The 22,014-nt window shown below is 41.4% G+C and carries 20 protein-coding genes and 2 pseudogenes; 7 read left to right on the forward strand and 15 right to left on the reverse strand.

Translation table 11 applies throughout. The features are described 5' to 3' along the window. Positions 1–38: 38 nt before the first annotated feature. From DWY79_RS16010 to DWY79_RS16020, 3 genes are read right to left on the reverse strand one after another with little or no spacing between them, the layout of a single operon-like run. On the reverse strand, positions 39–2,567 hold the full coding sequence (locus DWY79_RS16010) for a M1 family aminopeptidase (RefSeq protein WP_122369710.1): 2,529 nt from the start codon (positions 2,565–2,567) through the stop codon (positions 39–41). Between the two features lie 9 nt (positions 2,568–2,576). Further along, positions 2,577–3,032: a DUF4268 domain-containing protein gene (locus tag DWY79_RS16015; protein WP_005857205.1), complete on the reverse strand. Its 456-nt coding sequence runs from the start codon at positions 3,030–3,032 to the stop codon at positions 2,577–2,579. Next, positions 3,032–5,881 carry a pitrilysin family protein gene (locus DWY79_RS16020; RefSeq protein ID WP_122369712.1) on the reverse strand — a complete coding sequence of 950 codons (2,850 nt, stop codon included), beginning with the start codon at positions 5,879–5,881 and terminating at the stop codon, positions 3,032–3,034. Before DWY79_RS16020 ends, DWY79_RS16015 begins: the two co-directional genes overlap by 1 nt. Before the next feature lie 142 nt (positions 5,882–6,023). Between DWY79_RS16020 and DWY79_RS16025 the strand changes: the two genes are divergently transcribed. The 4 genes from DWY79_RS16025 to DWY79_RS16040 all read left to right on the forward strand — a co-directional run bounded on the left by DWY79_RS16025 (position 6,024) and on the right by DWY79_RS16040 (position 9,069). Then, positions 6,024–7,193, forward strand: coding sequence for a mechanosensitive ion channel family protein (locus tag DWY79_RS16025; protein WP_008772244.1), 1,170 nt, complete (start codon positions 6,024–6,026; stop codon positions 7,191–7,193). A gap of 69 nt (positions 7,194–7,262) precedes the next feature. Then, positions 7,263–8,534 (forward strand): mechanosensitive ion channel family protein, encoded by a 1,272-nt coding sequence (locus DWY79_RS16030; protein WP_122369714.1) that lies wholly within the window; start codon positions 7,263–7,265, stop codon positions 8,532–8,534. Positions 8,535–8,560: 26 nt separating this feature from the next. Next, entirely contained in the window at positions 8,561–8,800 is a 240-nt protein-coding gene (locus tag DWY79_RS16035) for a DUF3791 domain-containing protein (RefSeq protein WP_008772246.1), read from the forward strand. Next, positions 8,797–9,069 (forward strand): DUF3990 domain-containing protein, encoded by a 273-nt coding sequence (locus DWY79_RS16040; protein WP_034531272.1) that lies wholly within the window; start codon positions 8,797–8,799, stop codon positions 9,067–9,069. The genes DWY79_RS16035 and DWY79_RS16040 overlap by 4 nt, the downstream gene beginning before the upstream one ends. Before the next feature lie 279 nt (positions 9,070–9,348). Here DWY79_RS16040 and DWY79_RS16045 read toward each other — a convergent pair whose 3' ends face one another. The 8 genes from DWY79_RS16045 to DWY79_RS16080 all read right to left on the reverse strand — a co-directional run bounded on the left by DWY79_RS16045 (position 9,349) and on the right by DWY79_RS16080 (position 16,397). Then, positions 9,349–10,095: an SEL1-like repeat protein gene (locus DWY79_RS16045; protein ID WP_122369716.1), complete on the reverse strand. Its 747-nt coding sequence runs from the start codon at positions 10,093–10,095 to the stop codon at positions 9,349–9,351. A 95-nt stretch (positions 10,096–10,190) separates the two neighbouring features. After that, positions 10,191–11,741, reverse strand: a complete 1,551-nt coding sequence (locus DWY79_RS16050; RefSeq protein WP_122369718.1) for a WG repeat-containing protein — start codon at positions 11,739–11,741, stop codon at positions 10,191–10,193. Between the two features lie 109 nt (positions 11,742–11,850). After that, on the reverse strand, positions 11,851–12,717 hold the full coding sequence (locus DWY79_RS16055) for a hypothetical protein (protein WP_147431807.1): 867 nt from the start codon (positions 12,715–12,717) through the stop codon (positions 11,851–11,853). 7 nt (positions 12,718–12,724) lie between these two features. Further along, positions 12,725–13,528: a M48 family metallopeptidase gene (locus tag DWY79_RS16060; RefSeq protein WP_122369722.1), complete on the reverse strand. Its 804-nt coding sequence runs from the start codon at positions 13,526–13,528 to the stop codon at positions 12,725–12,727. Positions 13,529–13,534: 6 nt separating this feature from the next. Continuing rightward, complete coding sequence (locus DWY79_RS16065; protein WP_122369724.1) at positions 13,535–14,269, reverse strand: DUF3944 domain-containing protein; 735 nt, start codon at positions 14,267–14,269, stop codon at positions 13,535–13,537. A gap of 173 nt (positions 14,270–14,442) precedes the next feature. Then, positions 14,443–14,703 (reverse strand): hypothetical protein, encoded by a 261-nt coding sequence (locus DWY79_RS16070; RefSeq protein WP_122369726.1) that lies wholly within the window; start codon positions 14,701–14,703, stop codon positions 14,443–14,445. A 2-nt stretch (positions 14,704–14,705) separates the two neighbouring features. Then, entirely contained in the window at positions 14,706–15,893 is a 1,188-nt protein-coding gene (locus tag DWY79_RS16075) for a hypothetical protein (RefSeq protein WP_122369728.1), read from the reverse strand. A gap of 210 nt (positions 15,894–16,103) precedes the next feature. After that, positions 16,104–16,397 carry a hypothetical protein gene (locus tag DWY79_RS16080; protein WP_122369730.1) on the reverse strand — a complete coding sequence of 98 codons (294 nt, stop codon included), beginning with the start codon at positions 16,395–16,397 and terminating at the stop codon, positions 16,104–16,106. Positions 16,398–16,962: 565 nt separating this feature from the next. Between DWY79_RS16080 and DWY79_RS16085 the strand changes: the two genes are divergently transcribed. After that, positions 16,963–17,184 (forward strand): hypothetical protein, encoded by a 222-nt coding sequence (locus tag DWY79_RS16085; RefSeq protein WP_122369732.1) that lies wholly within the window; start codon positions 16,963–16,965, stop codon positions 17,182–17,184. Here the strand turns inward: DWY79_RS16085 and DWY79_RS16090 are convergent. Further along, positions 17,168–17,647 (reverse strand): phospholipase D-like domain-containing protein, encoded by a 480-nt coding sequence (locus tag DWY79_RS16090; RefSeq protein ID WP_122369734.1) that lies wholly within the window; start codon positions 17,645–17,647, stop codon positions 17,168–17,170. The genes DWY79_RS16085 and DWY79_RS16090 overlap by 17 nt on opposite strands. 403 nt (positions 17,648–18,050) lie before the next feature. Between DWY79_RS16090 and DWY79_RS16095 the strand changes: the two genes are divergently transcribed. Further along, positions 18,051–18,350 carry a type II toxin-antitoxin system HigB family toxin gene (locus DWY79_RS16095; RefSeq protein WP_008772256.1) on the forward strand — a complete coding sequence of 100 codons (300 nt, stop codon included), beginning with the start codon at positions 18,051–18,053 and terminating at the stop codon, positions 18,348–18,350. 11 nt (positions 18,351–18,361) lie between these two features. Continuing rightward, positions 18,362–18,724 (forward strand): type II toxin-antitoxin system HigA family antitoxin, encoded by a 363-nt coding sequence (locus DWY79_RS16100; protein WP_034531284.1) that lies wholly within the window; start codon positions 18,362–18,364, stop codon positions 18,722–18,724. Between the two features lie 133 nt (positions 18,725–18,857). Here the strand turns inward: DWY79_RS16100 and DWY79_RS16105 are convergent. The 3 genes and pseudogenes from DWY79_RS16105 to DWY79_RS16115 all read right to left on the reverse strand — a co-directional run bounded on the left by DWY79_RS16105 (position 18,858) and on the right by DWY79_RS16115 (position 21,921). Next, a pseudogene (locus DWY79_RS16105) lies at positions 18,858–20,592 on the reverse strand (ATP-binding protein). Positions 20,593–20,694: 102 nt separating this feature from the next. Beyond that, positions 20,695–21,174, reverse strand: a complete 480-nt coding sequence (locus DWY79_RS16110; RefSeq protein WP_008772259.1) for a DNA-processing protein DprA — start codon at positions 21,172–21,174, stop codon at positions 20,695–20,697. Between the two features lie 13 nt (positions 21,175–21,187). Further along, a pseudogene (locus DWY79_RS16115) lies at positions 21,188–21,921 on the reverse strand (PDDEXK nuclease domain-containing protein). Positions 21,922–22,014: the final 93 nt, after the last annotated feature.

Here is a 22,014-nt window from a genome sequence, read left to right on the forward strand (position 1 = left end):
TATTAATTCGTTCTCAAGGACAAAGATAATGATTTACTTTAATACAAATGACTCGCTTGCTGCTTAATCTTATTGGAAAGCATCAAGGGGAAGTCCGGATGCGCGGTAAAAAACGCATCAACTTCTTCCCGAGCTTCCTTCGATGTATGGGCGGAAAGCAAGGAGCGAACCCAAGCGGTGGGGAAAAAGATATCGCCAGTCCGCTGTACTTCCGGCATCGCTTCCAAGGCCGGACGGATATAAGCGACCGACTCTTGTTCTCGTAGGCGATGGTTCAAATTAGCGAGAGCGGAAGAGGCCCATGGCTCCACCCTACGATTCCCGGCGATCAACAAGGAAGCGAAGACACTGTCACGTTCCGCCTTGCGGGGCGATACAGATGGGGAGATAAATTGATACTCCTTCTTCCGGTCCGGATTCTGTATGCGGGATAATTGCGTAGCGATAATCTTATCCGCTTTTTCCGGCAAATGCATCGCCAGCATATAGGATAAGCCAATATAATCACTCTCGCTCAACGCACAATCTTTCGGAGCTTTCCGTTCCTGCCATAACGTATACAGACATTGTACCGCCTCCTCTGAATCCGCTATCGAACGATACAAACGAAACGCCTGCAAGCGATGTTGGGATACGGGATTCGTTGTCACGATCTTCCACAAGACCTGTTCCAACGGACGAGAATCCGACGGGAATATCCGCTGGCAATCTCCTAAATAGCTTAAAGCCATCGAGAACAATAAAGAATTAGACTCATTCGGTAAATACGCTAACATCTCTTCACGGAACCCTTGCGGAGAAATCGTTTTCCAACGAAGATTCTCATAAAGGGTAATCAGCAAAGATCCCTTCAACACCTCATCTTCCGATGAGCGAAGCACAGACCATAGACCGGAAGACTCCCCCTCTGTTATTTTAAAGAAGCCATAACCACGCCCATTTATATTCGGAAGAATGACACAATTTCCATTCGGAAGAAAACTTAATTTCATTCGGAAGGAATCAGAGTTTCCTTCGAGAGAAACCGGGATTTCTTCCGAATCCGTTCCACAGATCACCCGATAGGTTAATTCTTGCGGCCATTTTAAACCCCGGCCCAACGGATCACGCTGCTCTACGACCAACTCGCCGTCCTTAACCGAAGCCGTAATCTCCGGCATACCCTTCTGATTCACCCACACCTCACTCCAAGCGGCCAGATCCTCTTCCGTATATTTATTCAAGATACGGATCAAGCCCTCCCACGTAGCGTTCCCATAAGCATAAGTAGTCAAGTACTCACGGATTCCCTGCTGGAAAGCGTCTTCTCCCAGAACACGTACCAACATCTCCATAATCACAGGAGATTTATCATAGATGATATTTCCATATACCAAACCGGCGTTCCGCAAATTATCCAAATCTTGCTTGATCGGATTCGCGCCAGACGTACGGTCTTCCGAATAAGACGCGGGAATATAATCCCGAATAAAATTCAACCGGTGATTCACGTCCGGATATAAAGGTTCTACGATACGGGAAGCGAAATAATTAGCGAAAACCTCTTTAGTCCATACATCATCAAACCATTTCATCGTTACATAATCGCCAAACCACATATGAGAGGTTTCATGCGCGATCAAGGAACTCCGACTCAATCGCTCATTTAAGGTAGGATGCTCATCCAGAAACATCCGGCGATCCGTATATAAAGTAGCACCCGTATGTTCCATACCCCCATATTGGAAACCGGGTAAGATAATCACGTCATATTTAGCGAAAGGATAAGGAATACCAGTAAAGTCTTCCTGCCATTCCAACGCATCGAACACCTCGTCGGCGATGGCTGGGCATTGAGCGATCTTTTTCGGATCCGTCTCCCGATGATAAATAGAGATATCCCGCCCGTTCCGGGAATAAACCTCCCGAGTCAGTTTACCGGCCACGAATGAGAACAGGTAGGTACTAAGCGGTTCCGTCTCCTTGAAAGAAATACGATTCCGACCGGAGACGCCCGTACTATCCGTTTGTGTGATAGCGCCATTCGCCACGGCCTGCCAAGTGGAAGGAACTTCCAAGGTCAAGGTAAAAAACGACTTCATATCCGGCTGGTCAAAACAAGGGAATACCGTACGTGCCCGGTCCGGAACCAATAACGTATACAGGAACTCATCCCGTCGATTCAAGGATTGATCCGCCGGAGTAAAAGTGATCGCTACCCGGTTCTCTCCCACCGCTACCCAATCTGAGGCAATCACGATATGCTCATCTTTCACTTCATAGGGAATATCGCCTCCGTTCAAGGTAACGGAGGTCACTTGCTCCGGTTCTCCGCGGAAATCAATAATAAGCGGCTGTTTCTCGTCTAATCGCAAGGATAGCTCCACTTTTCCCCGGATCGCCTCGTCACGAGATTCCGGGATCGAGAAGAAAAGATTATAACGGACATTTGAGAAATGCTCCTTCCGGAATTGAGCTAGCTCAAGGCTCACACCGGGCCGGGACAAACCGGCCTCATCTTGTTTAACAGAGCTACAAGCAACCAGACCGGACAGTACGCAAGCTCCGATAAATACCTTTAGATTCATATCTCGTAATTATTCTCTTAAGTATTCTGCTATACCCATAAAATTTCGTTCCAACAAATACATCTGGCTAGCCATAAAAGTGAAAAAATCTCCCCAATGCGCTCTCCGATGCAAATCCAATCCTTCCTTTGCCACATAGATACGGGCCACTTGTCGGCCATTCTCACGGACAAAACAAATATCCCAGATCAAGCCTTCGGGAAAATCCTGTTCCAAGGTCTCTTTATACCAAGTCAGGCGCTCAAACATTTCCAGACGTAAATCCTCGCTACGGTGGTTTACCTCAAGAATAACGTAAGCCCCTTGGCGGTTCGCGTCGAATTTCAACTCAACGCCCTTTACCTTCGTATCATATAATGTCCAAATTTTCTTACGCCCCCGCAAATAGGGTTGCACCTCACAAAAAGCGGCGAAGCTTTCCCAAAACTCCAATTTGAGATTCTTCAGTTCCTCCTTACTATACATTATTTATAAATGTCTTTCCTTGTTACCTTAACGATCTGTCCGAATTTGGAGAGTTTCTCCATATCCATACTCTTTGAATTACCGACTATCGCATATATCATTAAATGATCTTGTATATTCTCCTTATAAAAACGAAGGATATCCTCCATAGTCATCCGATCGATGACCTCCAGATAATCCTTGTTCGGATCGCTCTCGTACCCTTCACGCCGGAAACCGGCGATCTTCAAGGAAAGGGAGCGACTAGTAGGATATTCATTATTCACCCAATTACGAATCGTCTGCTTCACCGACTCCACCCGTTCCGGACGTTCCGGCATATCATGCACCAGATTCTCCAACACTTCCATCGCATCGATCATCTTATCCGTCTGTGTAGCCAATTTCATCACGAAACTAGCAGGCTTCTCCGATCGATTCAAAGGAGGATGTTTCAAACGGGCATTTACTTGATAAGCGAACGAACGAAACTCACGGATCTCCTGAAACATCAAAGATGACATATCCCCTCCGAAATAAGCGCTAAACAACCGGGAAACAGGACGATCTTCCTTAGCCTTCAACGGATCGATATACATATAGGCATAGATTATGCTTTGCGTGACATCCTCCATGTCCATGAAAAAGACAGTCGGCTTATCATACGTCATAAGATCACGAATATAGGGAGAGTTCGATGGAATACTTACCTCCTCCAATGGTAAATGCTGCTTGATCTGCCGGGCGGCCTCCTCCATAGACAATGTACCACAATAATGCAGGTTACAAGCGACCGAACGTACCTTACTGAAAGTGTCCAGCAACATCTTTCCTTTTAGTTTCTTGATTTCAGCGAACGATAATTTGGTCAAATAACGGGATTGCTCCCCAAATTTGACTTTCTCTAACAGCATATCGGCTACGTTCTCGCTGGAATTGAACAACGATTTCTCCGTTACCTTCGCCTCGTCCACAATCTGCCGTAACTTCTTGTCATCTGGCTTGGCGTGCCGCAAGAAATCGCCGACCAAAGCCATTGTTTGGGTAAAATGCCCATCAAAACCATTCACCACCACCAGAAACTCAGAATCCGTGGAATCAAAAGTCAATGTACTACCAAGTTCCTGCAATTTACCCCGAAAGACCTCAAAAGACATCGATTCCGTCGCTACGAAAGGTAGATAAGCGGACAATTTATCAAGATCACGAAGCTCCAACTGTCCCACTCCATAAGATAGTGTCAGCGAGAATATATCATTTACGGAATTATGAGTCTTATACAACGTGACAAGCGGACGCAAGGATACGACCTCGGCGTCTTTCTCAAAATCGAGAAAATGCGGTTTCAATTCTTGTACGGGTATCTTTTCCAGACGTTCCACATAAGCGGAGGAAGCATCGGAGTTCTTCGGTATAATCGGTGAATAATCCGGCTTGGGTAAGATCGTTTTTGGATAGCGTCCGGTCTTCTTCGTGACGTACATATAATTCTCCGTAAAATATTTCTTGGCGACCTCAATCACGTCTTCTCTCGACAAGGCATCGATACGGGTGACCTCATCCAAATAATCCTGCCAGCTTTTCCCTTGAGAGAAAATACGCATCATCACCTCGGCCCTTGAGTTTATGTCTTCCAATTTGGAGGCATATTCACGTTTCTGTTCCAATTTCAAGCTTTGGAACATCTCATCGCTAAAATCCCCCTCCTTAATACGGTTGATTTGTTTCCATACTAATTTCTCGGCTGCCGCATAGGTCTGGAAAAAGAACTTCGGAAATACCAACAAGCCTAATATTCCAGCCTCATTCATACTTTGGTTAACCGCCATCGCACCCATCACCTTATGATCTACCGTCAGCTTATCCAAAAATCCCGTACCATTGGAGTTATTCAATAAGGATACGGCGATATTGAGCGCAACTTGATCCGGATGATTCGCGGGAACTCCCCGGAATCCCAATGCCATAATTTTCACGAAAGGCATAGGAATACGTACGCTCACTTTCTCCCGCCCCTCGAATGGTGGAAGCGCAACGATATCCCGGTGGGGCGGCTTCCCTTTTCGTATCCGTGAAAAAGTAGATTCCAAGATTGGCAAGACCTCCTCCGAATCGAAATCCCCGCTTAAGATCAATCCCATATTGGAAGCGACATAGTATTTCTCGAAGAACCGGCGCATCTCCGAAAGACGGGGATTCTTCAAGTTCTCCGCACTTCCGATAATCGGATACGCATACGGATGCGGATAGAAATAACGCTCTGTCAATTTCTCGATGGCGACGCTAGCCATCGTGTCCCCATACATGTTCTTTTCCTCATAGACCGTCTCCAGCTCACTCTGGAAAAGACGAAATACGGGATTTACCAAACGCTCACTATTGATCTCGGCCCATTGGGAGATATATTGCGGAGAGAATGTATTGAAATATAATGTATAGTCGTAAGAAGTCCCGGCATTCAACTTCGTACCACCGAAACGAGAGATCAACCGGTCGAACTCGTTCGGTATTACATACTCAGCGGCACGTACGCTCAGGTCGTTAATGATTTGCTGCAAATGGGCACGCATCTTGGGATCCTCGGTATCCGCCAAAGCGTCATATTTCTCGGCGATAATGTCCAGCAAGACTTTCTCGGACTCATAATCGATTGTCCCGATCTTATCCGTTCCTTTAAACATCATATGCTCGAAATAATGCGCGATACCTGTGTTAGGGGAATCTTTAGCTCCGGCTTTTACAACTACGGCTCCGAATATCTTAGGTTGGCTATGGTCCTCATTCAACCATACCGTCAAATCATTACTTAATTTATGCTCTCGTACCTGTAGAAAATCTGAGGTTGACAACAGAGATCTCATGGAATCCATTTAAGTTTATATTATTTCACAAAGATACATTTTTCAATTGGATTAATACGCTTACATTTACAAGCAATCTTAACAAAAGGGCAAATTTAACGTAGGATTGAACCTATTTTTAAGAGTAGTGTTATATCAAAAAACGATTATTATGATAAATTTAGGTAGTTGGATGAACAAAGTCCTCACCGGATGGGGTGTAGATGAGAAAATAGCGAACACATTTGACGAGGCGATCATCGCCATCTTACTAGTGGCGGTCGCTATCGGATTAGATTATTTATGCCAAGCTATTTTTGTCGGAGGGGTACGTAGTATCGTTAAGCATACGCATTATAAATGGGATACGTTATTAATTAAACGTAAGGTCGTACATTATCTCGTACATACGATTCCCGGCATTTTAGTATATGCTTTGCTCCCGATGGCTTTTATCCGAGGAAAGGAATTATTATTCATTTCCCAGAAGATTTGCGCGGTCTATATCATATTTTCCCTGCTGTTAGCGCTCAACGGTCTTCTCTTAATGATGTTGGATTTGTTTAACCAACAGGAGAAAATGAAAAACAGGCCGATGAAAGGTTTTATACAAGTATTACAAGTGCTTGTTTTCTTCGTTGGCGGCATTGTCATTATAGCGATTCTCGTCAATAAATCCCCGGCTACCCTTTTCGCCGGATTAGGTGCGTCGGCAGCTATTCTTATGTTGGTATTTAAAGATAGCATATTAGGTTTCGTGGCGGGTATACAGCTTTCGGCGAATGATATGTTGCGCCCCGGCGACTGGATCACGATGCCTTCTGCCAACGCGAACGGTATTGTTCAAGAAATAACCCTAAACACCGTGAAAGTTCAGAACTTCGATAATACGATCTCAACAATCCCGCCTTATAATCTAGTAAATAGTTCTTTCCAAAACTGGCGCGGGATGGTTGAGTCTGGAGGACGTAGGGTTATGAAGTCCATTTATCTCGATTTGAATACGATCAAGTTCTGTACACCGGAGATGCTAGATACATTCCGCAAGGAAATTCCTTTATTAGCGGATTACCAACCGGATAAGGATGTAGTACCTACAAACTCCCAAGTATTCCGTGTATATGTAGAGCGTTATCTGACAAGTCTTCCTGTCGTAAATCAAGATTTGGATTTAATTATCAGTCAACTTCAATCCACGGAATATGGTGTTCCCATCCAGATTTATTTCTTCTCCCGAAATAAAGTATGGAAAGAATATGAACGGATCCAGTCGGATATATTCGATCATTTCTTCGCTATGATTCCTAAATTTGAATTGAAAGTATATCAATATTCAGACTAAAGTACGTGTTCGAATTATTTTTCCTATCTTCGTCTCCGGATTGTCTACTTAAAGTTTAAAATCGTATTTATGAGCAAGATACAAGAATGGGTATATAATTTATTAGTTCAAATTGGGTTGATAAGCGAAAATTCCAGTTACCTAGACAATATAGTGATCTTATTACTTATTATAGCCGTCACCGTTGGGATCGATTATAGTTGCCGGTATATTTTCCTAGGTATGTTCAAACGATTAGCGAGGAAGACGAAAAATCAACTGGACGATTTAATCGTGGATCGTAAGATCATCAATAAGATGATGCATATGATCCCGGCCATATTGATTTATATATTGTTACCATTCGCCTTCTCAGCCGAAGAGACACCGAAGATTTTAATATTGCTCCAAAAACTTTGTCAGATTTATATCATAGCGGTTTCTTTAAGGTTTATAAACGCTTCCTTAAATCTGATCCACGAGATCTATAATAAAAAAGATTCCTTTAAGAACAAGCCGTTAAAAGGCTTCATACAGATCTTGCAGGTTACGGTTTTCTTTATTGGAGTGATATTGATTATCAGTATTCTTATCAATAAATCCCCGGTTTCTTTACTGGCCGGATTGGGTGCGTCTGCCGCTATCTTGATGTTGGTCTTTAAGGATACGATCTTAGGTTTCGTTGCCGGCATCCAATTATCCGCCAATGATATGCTCCGGGCCGGGGACTGGATCACGATGAGTAAATATGGTGCGGACGGCACGGTTATCGAGGTGACATTGAACGCCGTGAAAGTAAGAAACTTTGACAATACCATTACGACCATCCCTCCTTACGCCTTAGTAAGCGACGCTTTCCAAAACTGGAGAGGTATGAGCGAATCCCCGGGCCGCCGTATCAAGCGCTCTATCAATATCGATATGAACAGCGTACATTTTTGTACCCCGAAAATGCTAGAGAAATTTCGTAAGATCTCTCTTATCACGGATTACATCGACGGAAAAGAACAGGAATTATATGAATACAATGAAGAGCATCATATCGATAGTTCCATTTGGGTGAACGGACGTAGACAAACAAATCTGGGTGTCTTCCGTGCTTATCTCGTACGTTACCTAAGAAGCCTCCCGGAGGTAAGTAAGGAATTAGTCTGCATGGTAAGGCATCTACAACCGACTGATACAGGTATTCCCATCGAACTTTATTGCTTCTCATCCAATAAGGTATGGGTCGAATATGAAGGAATCCAAGCGGATATATTCGACCATGTACTTGCGGTAATACCGGAGTTCGGACTAAGCGTATTCCAAAATGTATCCGGGGCGGATTTGAGGAATATTATCATTAAACAACCTTTGTAGATAAATTGAGGAAAAAAACAGCAGAGATGGAAAAGATTAGAAAAATATCGAAAGAACAAGTAGTAATGGCTTTTGTTGCCACCTGCATTGAAACAACAGCAAGGCAACTGAATACCAATTACAATGAGATATACCAAAGAATGGAACGGGTGGGGATGATAGAGAATTATATCTTACCCAACTATGAGCCGTTGCACAGCGAAAGCCGTGAAGTATTGGCTGAACGTTTGATTGAATGTTTAAAAAATTGGGAGAACAAAAAATGAATGAAATAACGGTATATCATGGAAGTACAGAGAAGGTAGAAAATCCAATTTGTAGATTTGGACGAAAACATTTGGATTTCGGACAGGGATTCTATGTGACTAATCTGCGTGAACAGGCAGTCGCTTGGGCAAACAACATGGCAGGATTGATACCCATTGAGATCGCATTGAAAGAACTGTCCAAACACCAACCCAACAATCAAATGTGTATTCTGAATCAAGATATAATCAACAAACATCTCCGATATGATAGAACAGAAAAGTTATAATAACCCAATGAAATCACCGATAATTCAAGAAATCATAATGAGTAATCAAATGGAGAACAAGCAATAACAGCATGCGAAACCGTCAATAAGAGGCTCTCCAAGTGAATAACTAACCACTTCCCAACTCGTAAGCTTACGGTTACCCCCAGCCGTTAGTTATTCACTCGAGAAGTGGTTAGTTATTCACTTGAGAAAGCTTTTTTATTATTCAACGCATTGATTTTCAGCAAATCCAAGATAAAAAGTTCATCTACCTTTTTGGGGTATTTAAGCATCAATTCACTCCTTGCCGTATAAGTTCAATAAATTTTCGCTTTTATCGATCAAGGCATGTAAAGAAGATGCCTTTTCATAATCTTGCGTCTCTGAAAACTCTTTTATTCTGCACGACAAATCATCTATACATTCCTTCAATGTATGAGCCGTTTCATTTCGTCCATTGGAAAGAGAAGCACCAAACAACTCTATCGCCTTCCCAAGATCTTGCTCAACCCCCTCTCCCTTGTAGTACTTAATTGCCAACCGATATTGTGCTTCCGGATCATTTTGTTCCGACAGAGAGAGAAGTTCTGATAGGTCAAGATCCGGAACTTGTTCTTCGTCTCCGGCCGAAATGATTCGTATAAATTCGATAAAATGATCATCCAGCGCACTTACCAACGGATAAAACGCAAATCGAAACACTTCCTCGTCTATACGGAAATCCGCCCCTACATTCAATGCCGATTGGGACATAAGTTGATTGCAGTTTTCATTAATAAACAGACTAACCGAATCAAAATTATCCATCTGTATCTTATTGATAAGACGAAGTACAGCCGAGTATTGGCTTTCTTGTATCTTGATTGGCACATACGCAAACATAAGTACCTGTTTATCCGCTTCCCTACAAATAATCCTCACATCCAAGCAAACATGATTCATATCGATTGAAAAGTAAAATTCAGCTTTCTCCTCATCGTACTGAAAACCCAACTCGTACTGATTTTTCAATAAATCATTCACTTGTTTTGCTAAAACATCCATAATATACCTTTTTCTCGTGTTGAACATTGTTACCTATAAACTGACCATCAAAGATACGTAATCCAATCCGTCAATTTGTGTCTGCTCCTCTTCATTTATAACCTTCTTCCTCCTATATTTTTACCGCCAATATCAGGCTTGCGTGTCTGAGCTGCCGCTATCCGATTAACATTTGAATTTCCATTCGTTATTGGTTCTAATAAGAGTTCCGTTTTTTCTAAGGTGGGATTCATACAGATTCCCTTTTGCACAGCCCGAATAAACAATTCCTTCTTTTTCCGCTTGACGATAGCAAACCAATTCATTGCGACTAAATAAGCATCAAATGAAGCTCTACTCTTTGCTTTTCTCAGCTGTTTGGCACTGATGCCTGAAAGTTGTCCCAATAAATCATAAAAAGCTTTGTGATGGTTTACATATTTCAAATGGACTAACTCATGCAACATAACTTCCCGAATGAATTTTTCCGATCGCCACAACAAGGAAAGGTTTAACTCAATTCGCCGATCCGCACAGACACATTGTCCCCAACATTTGTCATTTTCTTTCATTCGGTTCAGAAAACCGAATCGAACATATCGTAACTCATGTCGGGTCGCATATTGTTGTAGCATCTCTTCCATAAAATAGTAGGCATAGATGATGACCTCTTCTTTATCGGCATGGCTGACCCGCCAGTCTTTCATCTTTCTGCAATAGCAAAGAAGTTCTTTTAAGCTTTTAAACCTAAATTCATCTTGAACTTGCGACATCAGATAGTGGAAGCATGAGATCTCTTTTCGCTTGTTTACCTTCATCAGAATCCGTCCCTCTTTATCCAATAAACACTCCTCCTCACTCGTATAGGCTGTATAATAGCATTGCTTTCCATCGTAAAAACTATATTCCGCGATCACCGCATACGGATCAGTGCATATCTTAAGAGGTTTTATACCATCATATAAAGATACACCCTTTGCGTCATGAGCCAGTACAAATCCTTTTCGAAAAGGTGTGGCATAGGTGAATTTATCATAAGCACAAGGTATCACATTTTGTCCCTTCAAATTGAAAAGACCGTTCTTCCCATTCAACAAACCTTGGATAAAAATCCCCGTACCAGGCATCCACCAAAAGTTACACATATCATATTCAAAAGGTAACACAGGGCGTTCTTTATTATTATAATAAATATAGATGGCTCCGAAATGCCCTTGTTTCTTGACCAAGTAAATATTTTTAGGTTGGCGCCATCTATCATTAATAATATGTTCATAATCGGTTTGAAGCAAAAACTTTCCTCGACGGCTGGTCAGGTTGTATCCATGCTCATTTTGTATCCACAGCTTGTCATTGATAACATAATAACGAGTATGTGCATCCATCGGTTGAATAATGGGCTTATTATCCAAATTGATTAACATTTGATAATTGCCACATCTCACCCAAGAAGCAATGTACCATTTCCCATACAATTTAATGCGTGCGAATACGGTTGCCCAATCATATATCAGCGGAATGACGAGTTCGCCTTTTTGATTAACGAATCCATACTTCCCTCCTTTGATCACCTTAACCATGTCATGATGGAGAGTCCCAACAATATCGTATTGACTTTTCAGTTTACTAATCAGATTCTTTTCCTTGTTGGATATTATCTTTTTCATTGTCTTTCGTTTTTCTGTTTATTTTTATACATTCATACTCTCCTTGTATCGGCATAAATACTTTACCACCCACTTGAATGAAAGAAGTCGGTTCCGTACTGCTAATCAGTCAAATCCTATCACTCAGCTTCTCCACGACGTATTCGATCCCTACGACCAACATAAACGCCAAGCAGAAAAACAGGATGCGACTACCGAACACGTCTATCCCATTAGTGAGAAACGAATGAGATTGCAATAACACCTCTACCATCCTGCGGTCATACGCTCTTCCGGCATTTTCCAATGACATCAGCCGTAGAAGGGGAAACTCTACGCACATATTATAAGCGATACGAGCGATAGCGACAAAAAGGGATATTCCCAATATAACGCTTAGGAAATATCCCATACTTTGCAGATATTTCACCATTGGATAACGTCCTAAGAATATCGATCTCTTATTACGCATAAGGGCACATTCCAAAGAAGACTCTAACTTCAACAAATGATTCTCACGCAATTTAGACAACATCCAACAACTCTCTTTCCCGATTTCCTGGCGCGGAAAACTCGTCAAATGACCTATCAACGCCAGCTCCTCAAACAAGGTTGAGCCGTCCACCCCGAAGTCCATCTCTATACCTGTCTCCTGCATAAACAAATCAGTCAGCAAATCATAGCTATCAAGCAGCGACAGATTGAAAAAAGTTCGCTTCGTTTTCTGCTGCCACCAATAAGCCCCTAAAGTCTGCTTATAGTAAAACGTAGCCGCCAGCAAAGAGTCCAAGACCTCAGTGACTTTATAACCCGATTTATCTTTAGACAAATCCGTACAAGCTTCCTCAAAAACTTTCCGATATTCTTTTAGAGGCATGAAACCTTTCAGATACTCCAACGTATTCAAGAAGAAATAGGATATAAGGCTCAAATACTCCGGGGTTTCCTCTAGTTGGGTAATATCATATACCCGCTCTTTCATTTTTCGTATATTCATAACCTTTCTACTTATTGATTTCATATCTTAAACTACGTGTCAAACTAAACAAATGTCGATACTGAAAAGAATATCTCCAACGCTCCACCTCCAACGCCCGGACACACAACTGCGGATGAGAATAAAAAGCCGTATGATACCCTTGCTGCAAACGATTCCACAAAGAAGACTTACGAAACTCCTCATAAGCTCTTCCCTGCCGGATCAGATTATCCCGTTTATCGCTCTTCAATCCGGAAGCGAGCTTGGCAAGGGCTGATTGAAACACCTCCTCTCCTACCAAGACCGAGGCACATCGGTCAGCGGACAACTCGCTTTTTCGGCTCCAATATTGCAACGCCCCATATATCGGCAAGAACAAACCTTTATGTATCAAACCGAATAAGTATCCGGCTTCTTCCAATGTAATCAGAATGGTTTTATATAGCACATGCTTACAAAGGATATGGCCACACTCATGCCCTATGACGGATTTGAGTTCTTCACGATCCAGATGCTCGATCAATCCGCTAGAAAGGGCAATAAACGTAGAGGTCTCGCCATACGTATAAGCATTCATATAAGGAGAGTTGTAGATATACAATTCCGGTTCCCGAATGCCGAGCTTTTTAACCAGTTCTTGAAAATCATGATACAATACCGGGTAATTCCAAGCATCGACCCGTATCATATTTCCTAAATTCTCTCCGCGGAATTGTTGTTCAAATCCGAACTTCATGAAACAAGCAATCGCTTTCTCCAATCCGGGAATCCCTTTAATCGCCTTGATCGCTTTCGCATCTTCCGGATGTATGATGTCTTTCGCTTCCATAATAGATCAGGCCGTTAAAACCCTCCAAGAGGATTGATTATACACTGAACGCATATAAGCGATTTGAATCACGCAAGGGATTGTCACCCGATAAGCCGGAGAGGATAAATCGTAAGCCGTCCAACCGGCAGTCAAAACCCATCCGAAAGGACCGGAGAAGACAGAAGCCACTTTTCCAAGCGTATTTCTACCAGCAAACCACAGTCCATGCCCCAACATCATGCGGGAAACCATATTGGCCGTGTACAACGCTATCTTAGATGCGAAAACTTCACCTCCTTTCCGTATAAGAAGTTGTACGGCTGCCAACGTGCATTGTTTCTGTAAATCTTTCGCCGGAATCTCCAAAGCCGCAGCCAACTCTTTCGTATCCATGCGTCCAACCGCATCCGCAAACATCTTCCGCAACAGACGTTCTTCCACAGCCTCAATGGCTTCATGCTCCGAATAATCCACCCGCATCTTTTTACATACATCCCGCACGATCTCCCAATACGGAACTCCATACCTCCGGCAACAGTTCACAATCGTGTTCCCTCCATACCGTTGAAGCTCGTTAGCAACCTCTCGCCACATATTCCGCATATTATCCGGATAGTTGCACAAATAAGCATCCGTATCCGTCAATTGTTCAGCCATGCGGATTTCCCCTTTCGCATCATGCGTCAAATAATCCGCCAATGTCTTTAAATCTTCATTCCGGCATTCCGCCAAGAATTGTAAGTCTTTGTCGTATCGCATATCTTTCCTGTTTGATGACTATGAGGGCAAAGGAAAGAGGGGGGACGGACAAAAGGTGTCCGAGGAAAGAAATAAGATTTGATAACTTTGATATTGAATATTAAGAGTTCAAAATAATTTTATTATAGTTTGGAAATTTTTGCAATATTAATATTCTTTATTTATAAACCTTCCTATAAATTCAGAAATTGAGTAAGCCTATCAATAATTTTTTTTAGTTCGGAAATAATCCCGTCTTTCTTTTTTAATTTCTTTTCATAGTCATCTTGTAATGAATTTAAATCTTTTTTATGCTGTTCGTTTAAATCCCCAATGGCTTTTTTGACTTCTTTTGCTGTTTTGTTGCGATTTATCATTGCATGACCAAACCATCCAGCCAAAAATATTATCAAAGCTAGAAAGGTTGATAATATAATTTTTATAACCTTATTCATCTTTATACTGTCTTTTTTAATTCTTCAATTATTCTTTTTGTATAGAATTCTCGTTCTATTTCGCTGATCACATTTGAACTATGACATATTTGGTACAAAGTTACAAGATATCCTCCTAAATCAAACTTACGCATAGTATTTTTGTCTCCCATATATGCTGTAAACATGGAATAACCAATATCTGATACTGTAGACAATATATCAGAATACATGATGATTTTTTTTGTTCTTACCATATATAGTTTTTCATCTTCATTTTCATTTTTACATAGCCTGTGTAAAAAACCTATGAGCCAGTTAATGAATATTGTAGCAAAACCTCCCTGTGTTATTGTGCTTGTATTTAAACCATAAAAAGAAAGTGTACGGGCAAGTTCTGGCGAAAATGTAGAAATTATTGGAATTGGCAAACCTTGTTTACTTGGAAGATCGCTAAATAAATGAACTATCTCTTTTAGTAAAGCCGTTCCCAATGTAATCCATCCTTCTTTACCTTCCTGTTCAATTCTATTTGCAATACTTTTAAAAATCTCTATTATATTGGCTCTATCACACACTGTATCAAGATAAGCAAAATATTCTCCACCATTTTTAGCTGTTCTAAGATGAGCTATTGTATTTATATGCCAACAAACAAAGTCGTTACGAGTTATAGTTGAAGTCATAATATTCGCAGTCCCAATAACTATCCCTAATAAAGGATCATGACCAAGAGCTGTAACACGATGGTTAAACCCGCTAAAGCCAGGGCGTATTTGATTATTATCTTTATACCATTTATTATTATGTTCTTTTTGTATTGCATCAAATGGTACTGGATTTGATATTATCTCTTCTCTTGAGGTATAATATAGAGTTCCCTGTCTATTTGATTTCTCGTCTTGATGAAATGGGGTTCTCTTCGCAATTTCTTTATCACTTATCTCACTCAATACTTTTATGACGTATTTAATGCAGCCTTGAAGAAGAACAGAAAAAACAAAAAAAGGAATATCCTTTTTGTTTAGTATTGATGTTAGATTATTAAATTCAACTGTTGCATTATCAAGAATTTGCATTGTGTTTTCGCAAACCTTAATACGTTTACTAATCCTATCGCTGATAGACGCTATTTCTTGATTTAATATTTCATCTCGGTGCAGTATCTCTGCATAATTGACTAAAATATCATCTAAGTTATCTCTATTCATACTTTATGATTCTAACATATTTCGGAATGAATTTTATTTAACTACAAATGTTAAAAAACAATTTTCAATTAATATTCTACTCTCGCAGATTTATGTTGCTTTTCAATCAACGGATTTATTTATAAACTTATTATACCATGTTTTTATGAGTTGGTAAACTTATCCTCACTAAATTTACGTTGAATGTTCACTATCTGCTTAAATAAGTTTTTATAGATAATCGCATAATTCTCCATATAGGTAATAATCACCATCCCAATCTTCCGAATACTCTATATAAACATTATGAAGATTTTCACTTAATTCGGCAATTCTATTAGCTGTAAGATTCCTGCAGCCATAGTAATCTCTGATATCATCTTCATCTATATCAACATTATCTCCATTATATAATACCGCATAAGTACATGTATGCCTAATAGCATGTGTATCATGATTAGGTATAGACTCTTGTGCTTCGACAAACCAAACACTTCGTTTTACGTATTTAACTTTTCCCCTCATAAATAATAAGTTAATTGTTAATTATTACCATTATTATATTGTCTTGTTTATCAAATTTATATGTTTGACTTTTTCGCTTTTCAGTATGTCCTTCCGTTCAAAGCCTCACTTGGCTCTTACTAAGAATTACCGCAAATGTACCGAAAAGCTATTTGTAAACAAAGTATACGTCCTATAAAAACAAGTAAATAAAAAGCGCAAGCCCATCGCTCCATATCTGACTTAGAGGTATCGGCAAACACCTACTCACCAAGATAATAGAGCAACAGCTCACGCCTATATCGTATGTATGGAAACCGGGCGGTTCCTTTATATATACAATCCAGCATGAGCGTTTGTTGCCTATCATTCCCTAATGAGTAAAATTTTGCCGATTTCCTAAGTCGGGAATAATATCGTAAACGCTTTCTTGCTTCTTTTATGTCCTCCGCCGGGCTTTCCTCGCTTGGAAGTCGTAGCAGATTGGCACAAATGTAGCAATCTTATTTGATTCATAACCTTTTTCTCCTATATTTTTGCGATGTTCTCTTATTCTATATTCTGATAGCGCAAAAGAACCGGGGAGATGAGACAAAAACTGTCCGAGGCAGAGACAATTTTGATTGTATTCTCTTTCAGAAGTCTGTTTTTCGCAGGATTCATAGGTAAGGCATCCGTCTTGCCAAGGGAAGTCAATGGAATACGAAGGGTTTCTCTATGGGATACAGAGGGTTTCTCTATGGGTTTTCAAGCCTTGGCCGGTAGTGGAGCAATTGTACGTTATTCGGTCTTCATCCAGACTTGCTGAATATACCTACCCTATCCCCGCAAAACCTTTTTCTTTTGCAGGTCTTGCAAGGGGTACCCATCCACATGCCATCAAATTGCTCCACGGCTTCGGACACCAAGTCTGCCTCCGAAGTCAAGATACCGGCCTCGAAGTTTCGATGATCCTTTCCTTTCATACCGAAAGCGGCCCCTGTCAAATTAGCGGAGCCGATATAGGCCAGCTCCAAATCAAATATCAAGATCTTAAAATGTACCCGAGGACATAAAACCCGCTCCATCCTGCTCCATAACAACGGATACTTATCGAAATCATCCCGAAAGTTCTTTCCCGGTTCTTTCGCATGGATCAAGCGAATCTCTATACCCTCTTTCACTTTCAGCTCCAGAAGCTTCAGCAAAGGTACCGCCTCTTTTCCCTCTTTGATATAAAGATCCTTCAGATCTGCCGTCCCGATCCAAAGCGTACGTCTTACTTGTCGAATCGCCTCTACAAGAAGATCGTAGTGTTAAAATACCTATACTTGGAACTTCAAATTATCGCAGATTACCATATCTCTCTTATTTGATGTTTTCAACTTTATCAACCTTTCGCAAACTGTTCAAGAACTCAATGACCTCTTTCCTCTTTTTAAGGGTCGCTATATCTCCATTTTTGCAATCTTCGATCTCTTTCGATTCCCAGATAACATCATAATCCATAGGGTTACCGCACTCATCCAAATGTGAAGCTGAATAAAAAGATTAGAGAAGACAAAAACTGTCCGAGAACGGATAAAAAGATAAGCCAATGAATGAAGAAACAGGCGATTCCGCTTCGCAAATTTATCCATTATAAAAATTCTGCAATTCAAAATTTTCACTACCTTTGCTTCCAAATAAAGCAAGATGAGAATAGTATCACATAAGAAATTGAAGGAGTTTTATGAGATGAGCGGAAACGAGGATTCTCGTGTGGCTCTTGAACGTTGGTACGATGTGGTAGATAAAGCTTCTTGGAGAAACTTTTCGGAGATAAAGGTTGATTTCCCCGCTACTGATTATGTAGGCAACCAGCATTATGTGTTCAATATAAAAGGTAATAATTATCGTCTTGTTGTCGTTGTAAAATTTACAATAGGGTATGTATTCATACGCTGGGTTGGCACCCATAGGGAATACGATAAGATAGATTGTTCAACCATTTAAATATAACAATTATGGATTCAATAAGCAAGGAACAATATGAATTCGCTCAAGCAAGGATAGAGGAATTGTTGCCGTTGGTAAATGATAACACGCCGGCGAACGACAGAAACGCGGTTGAACTTACGATGATGTCTGATATAGTGATCGCTTACGAAAAAAAGCACTATCCCATAGGTAAGCCGACGGTCGCTGAACTGATAGGGTTGTCCATCGAGGAAAAGGGGATTACCCAGAAACAATTGGCAAGTGAGTTAGGGGTTAGCCCGTCACGGGTGAATGACTATATCTCCGGTCGTTCAGAGCCTACACTGAAAATAGCCCGCTTGCTTTGTCGGGTTTTGAATATATCTCCGGCCGCGATGTTGGGATATTAAAACCTTTGTCTTTTACAGGTCTTGCAAGGGGTACTTACTTTGCCCAAGGATATATACTTACTTTGCCAACGCAGTATATATTACTTTGCCAAGTAAGTATATCTTCTCCTAGGAACCTATATACGGTTCGGATTCAATCCCCGTCGGGTATCTCCTCCATCCGCACCAACTCGTGCCCGCGGAACTGCATCACGATACGGTGTAGCTCCGTGTCTTGTATCAATTGGCGGACACGGGGAGCGGCGGCATACCGATGGATCTGCTCGATCGCCTCTTGCCATTGTTGGTCAGCCTTCGCTTCGCTATCTTTGGAGGATAGGTATTTCATTTCGATAATGTAGCTATGAGCCACCTCATAGTGGCGCAAGTCCGGCATCAGGAACAGGTCGCAAAAGCCGTGGTTCATCTCCAATTCCGGAGCCAGCAAGTAGTAAGAGTTGATGCTCAGGTAGGCGGTAAAGAAACCTTGGAGGTTGCGCTCGCCCTCGATGGCACTGCGGACGGAGGAGTTCTCCTTATACGATTGGGCGATAAACGACAAGGCCTCTTGCCATTGCCCGTCGAAAGCCATGGCATCATAGATATCCCTCAGGTAATCCAGATTGATGTGGCGGTTTGTTTGATATTCTTCCAATGAGAATTCATATATTGCTTGCGCACGTTATTATTGGGAATGCCCAACACAAGCCGGTCTCCACGGGTACCTGTGATCGTCAGCATACCGTAATAGAATAGCAAGCCGGGGAAGATCTCCGGGTTCGCTATCTCTGAGGCGGGGAATGTCGTGGCCAAGGTGGTAACGATCTGCCCCTCGTCGGTAATCTTCCGCAGAACGCCTTTCCGGTTACCATCCAGCTTGTCCAATTGAATGAGCTTCTTCATCTTGTTGTAATCCGTGCGGGTATTCGGGTCGATCATCTGTTTGGGTGCCCCGCCTAGATTGATATAATGACGGAGATAATAAAGAACCATATCGCAATTGAACATCTTCGGGTCTCGTTTAAAGCTTTCTTCAGCGAAGCAATAATTATCGTACCAAGGTTTCATGTCCTCGATCATCGCTTCTATGTCCGTGTCCACCGGCAACTCCCCGGCTGTTTTATAATAAAGAAGCATCTCACTCACATCTTCCTCACTGAAGCCCAGCATCTTGTTAAAACGGTGATCCGTGCTGATGTTCCATCCGATGTTGAAACCACTGGTCAGGTCGTCCAACGTGACAGGGCTGACTCCCGTCATGAAGATACGGTCGAACATGCCTTTATACAGTTTGAAATGATCCCGATAGAAACCGCTGGCATGGGTCAAGGCTTGATAAACCTCGTTACCTTGCTCATTCAACACCACATTCGTGAAGTTATCATACTCGTCAATGATCAGGTAGAGCAAATAGTTGTTCTTTTTTGCCTCGATATCTATTTTCGTCAATTTATCGGCTGCTGAATCCGTACGGAAAAACTCTTCTTGCAATTCCCCGGAATAATAACCCGCATACGTACGCATAAAATCGTTCAACACCGCACAACAATACCGGTTGAAATTCTCTTCCAACGTCCCGCTTCCTGCGTTTGCCCTAGAGAAGTCGAAAAAAAGCACTTGATATTTTCCCTGCAAAGGAGTCGGATGGCTTCCGATCCACAGCTTCCCGAAGCGTTTCTCGAACTTATCCTTTTGCGACAGGTCGTAATACGCACGCAACATGCTCAAGAAGATACTTTTTCCGAAACGGCGCGGACGGATGAAAAACAGGCTATCCGGTTGATCCTCCAACAAGGGCAGGTACATCGTCTTATCTACATAATACTGGTCCGCTCCACCACGTCCACGAAGTTGGAAACTCCATACGGTATTCTTTTTGCCTTTTCCATCGCTTTGCCCTTTTATAGAATGATTATACAGATTACAAATATACGTTTATTCAACGGATTTCGCCTTATCATTGTTTGGGGAAAATGATTTTGTGGGAACATTTAAGTTCTCATCCCCTTTGTCTGTATATCTGATGCCAACAGTTTATTCTCAAATGTCGTTTTTAGAATGTTGAGGCTACTTGATTCGGTTACACCTACAAACAAAATCCGTTCTGATATTTCGCAAATGTATCTGTTGCGTGCCAAAGCTGTGGTTCTTGATTGGCGTGTAGCATTGCTGACAGATATTATAAGCAGGCGGTTTTGTTCCATCGGTGCTTGCAATTCAGCAGGAATGACTTTATACATCTTTCGAGCAAGAACAATGATAATGAGTTGTGTGCCCTTCAATAGGAAATGAAGCACATCCTGCTCTAACTTACTGCTGAATCCACTAATCACGCACTCTCCGTGCCTGCGCATTTCCGTTGCCCAGTCATAGCATTTCAGTACAGTTTCAGAAGAAATGGTGCTTGATGCCAGAAAAGCTGTCTTTTTCAGCTTCAGCAGTTCTTTATTTCCAAGAAATTGTACGTTCATTCCCGTTCTACAATTACTTCAGTTCATTTTCTATATCTTCAATACTTGGTAATGTACCTTTGAAATTTGTCGGATATAGTTTTGATAATTCGTATTCAGAAATACCTATCGGTTGGTTGGATGACTCCAAAGCATATTGAGCTAACACATTATCCTTTGACTTGCATATCAGAAGCCCCAATGTGGGATTGTCCATATCCTTTTTCAATATATGATTTGCTGCGGCCACATATGTACCTAATTGTCCGATATATTCCGATTCAAACTTACCTGTCTTTATTTCTACAACAACATAGCATGTTTGCTCCATCCATTTTCGAGTGTTTTTTTTACGAAGAACATTGCTTTTTCTGGAGCATTGAAGAATTTGTCTATTATATATCTGTGGTGTCCCCACGGAATACGCCAGATTGCACTCTCTTGTAATTCACCCACAGCTTGTGGGTGAATTGTAAAGTGTTTGTTGTAAAGCGTATAGAATCTTTTGGCATATCCTATACTTGTTTCTGACAATCCTTTAATCCCTGGTAATTTTACATGCAAATCGGCACTTACATATTTTAGGATTTTTTCTCCCCACCGGCTTTCAGCCTTTAATGTTACAATGTCTTTTCCTAAAGACCAATAAAACTGTAGCATCTCACTATTAACATGAGTTGCCGCCTTTATTTGACTACGTCTATACCTTTGACTGAGTTCCTCAATCCATGATGCGTAATCTTTATCTATTCTTACTAATTGGCTCATAACCTAATTTTGTTTTATTATTTAACGCTTGGCCTGTTGGCGTTATTGTGATATGCCGTTATCTCTTCGTTGAAAATTACCCGTTGGCGGAAT

The organism is Parabacteroides sp. AF27-14 (genome assembly GCF_003635425.1).
GTDB classification, from domain to species: domain Bacteria; phylum Bacteroidota; class Bacteroidia; order Bacteroidales; family Tannerellaceae; genus Parabacteroides; species Parabacteroides distasonis.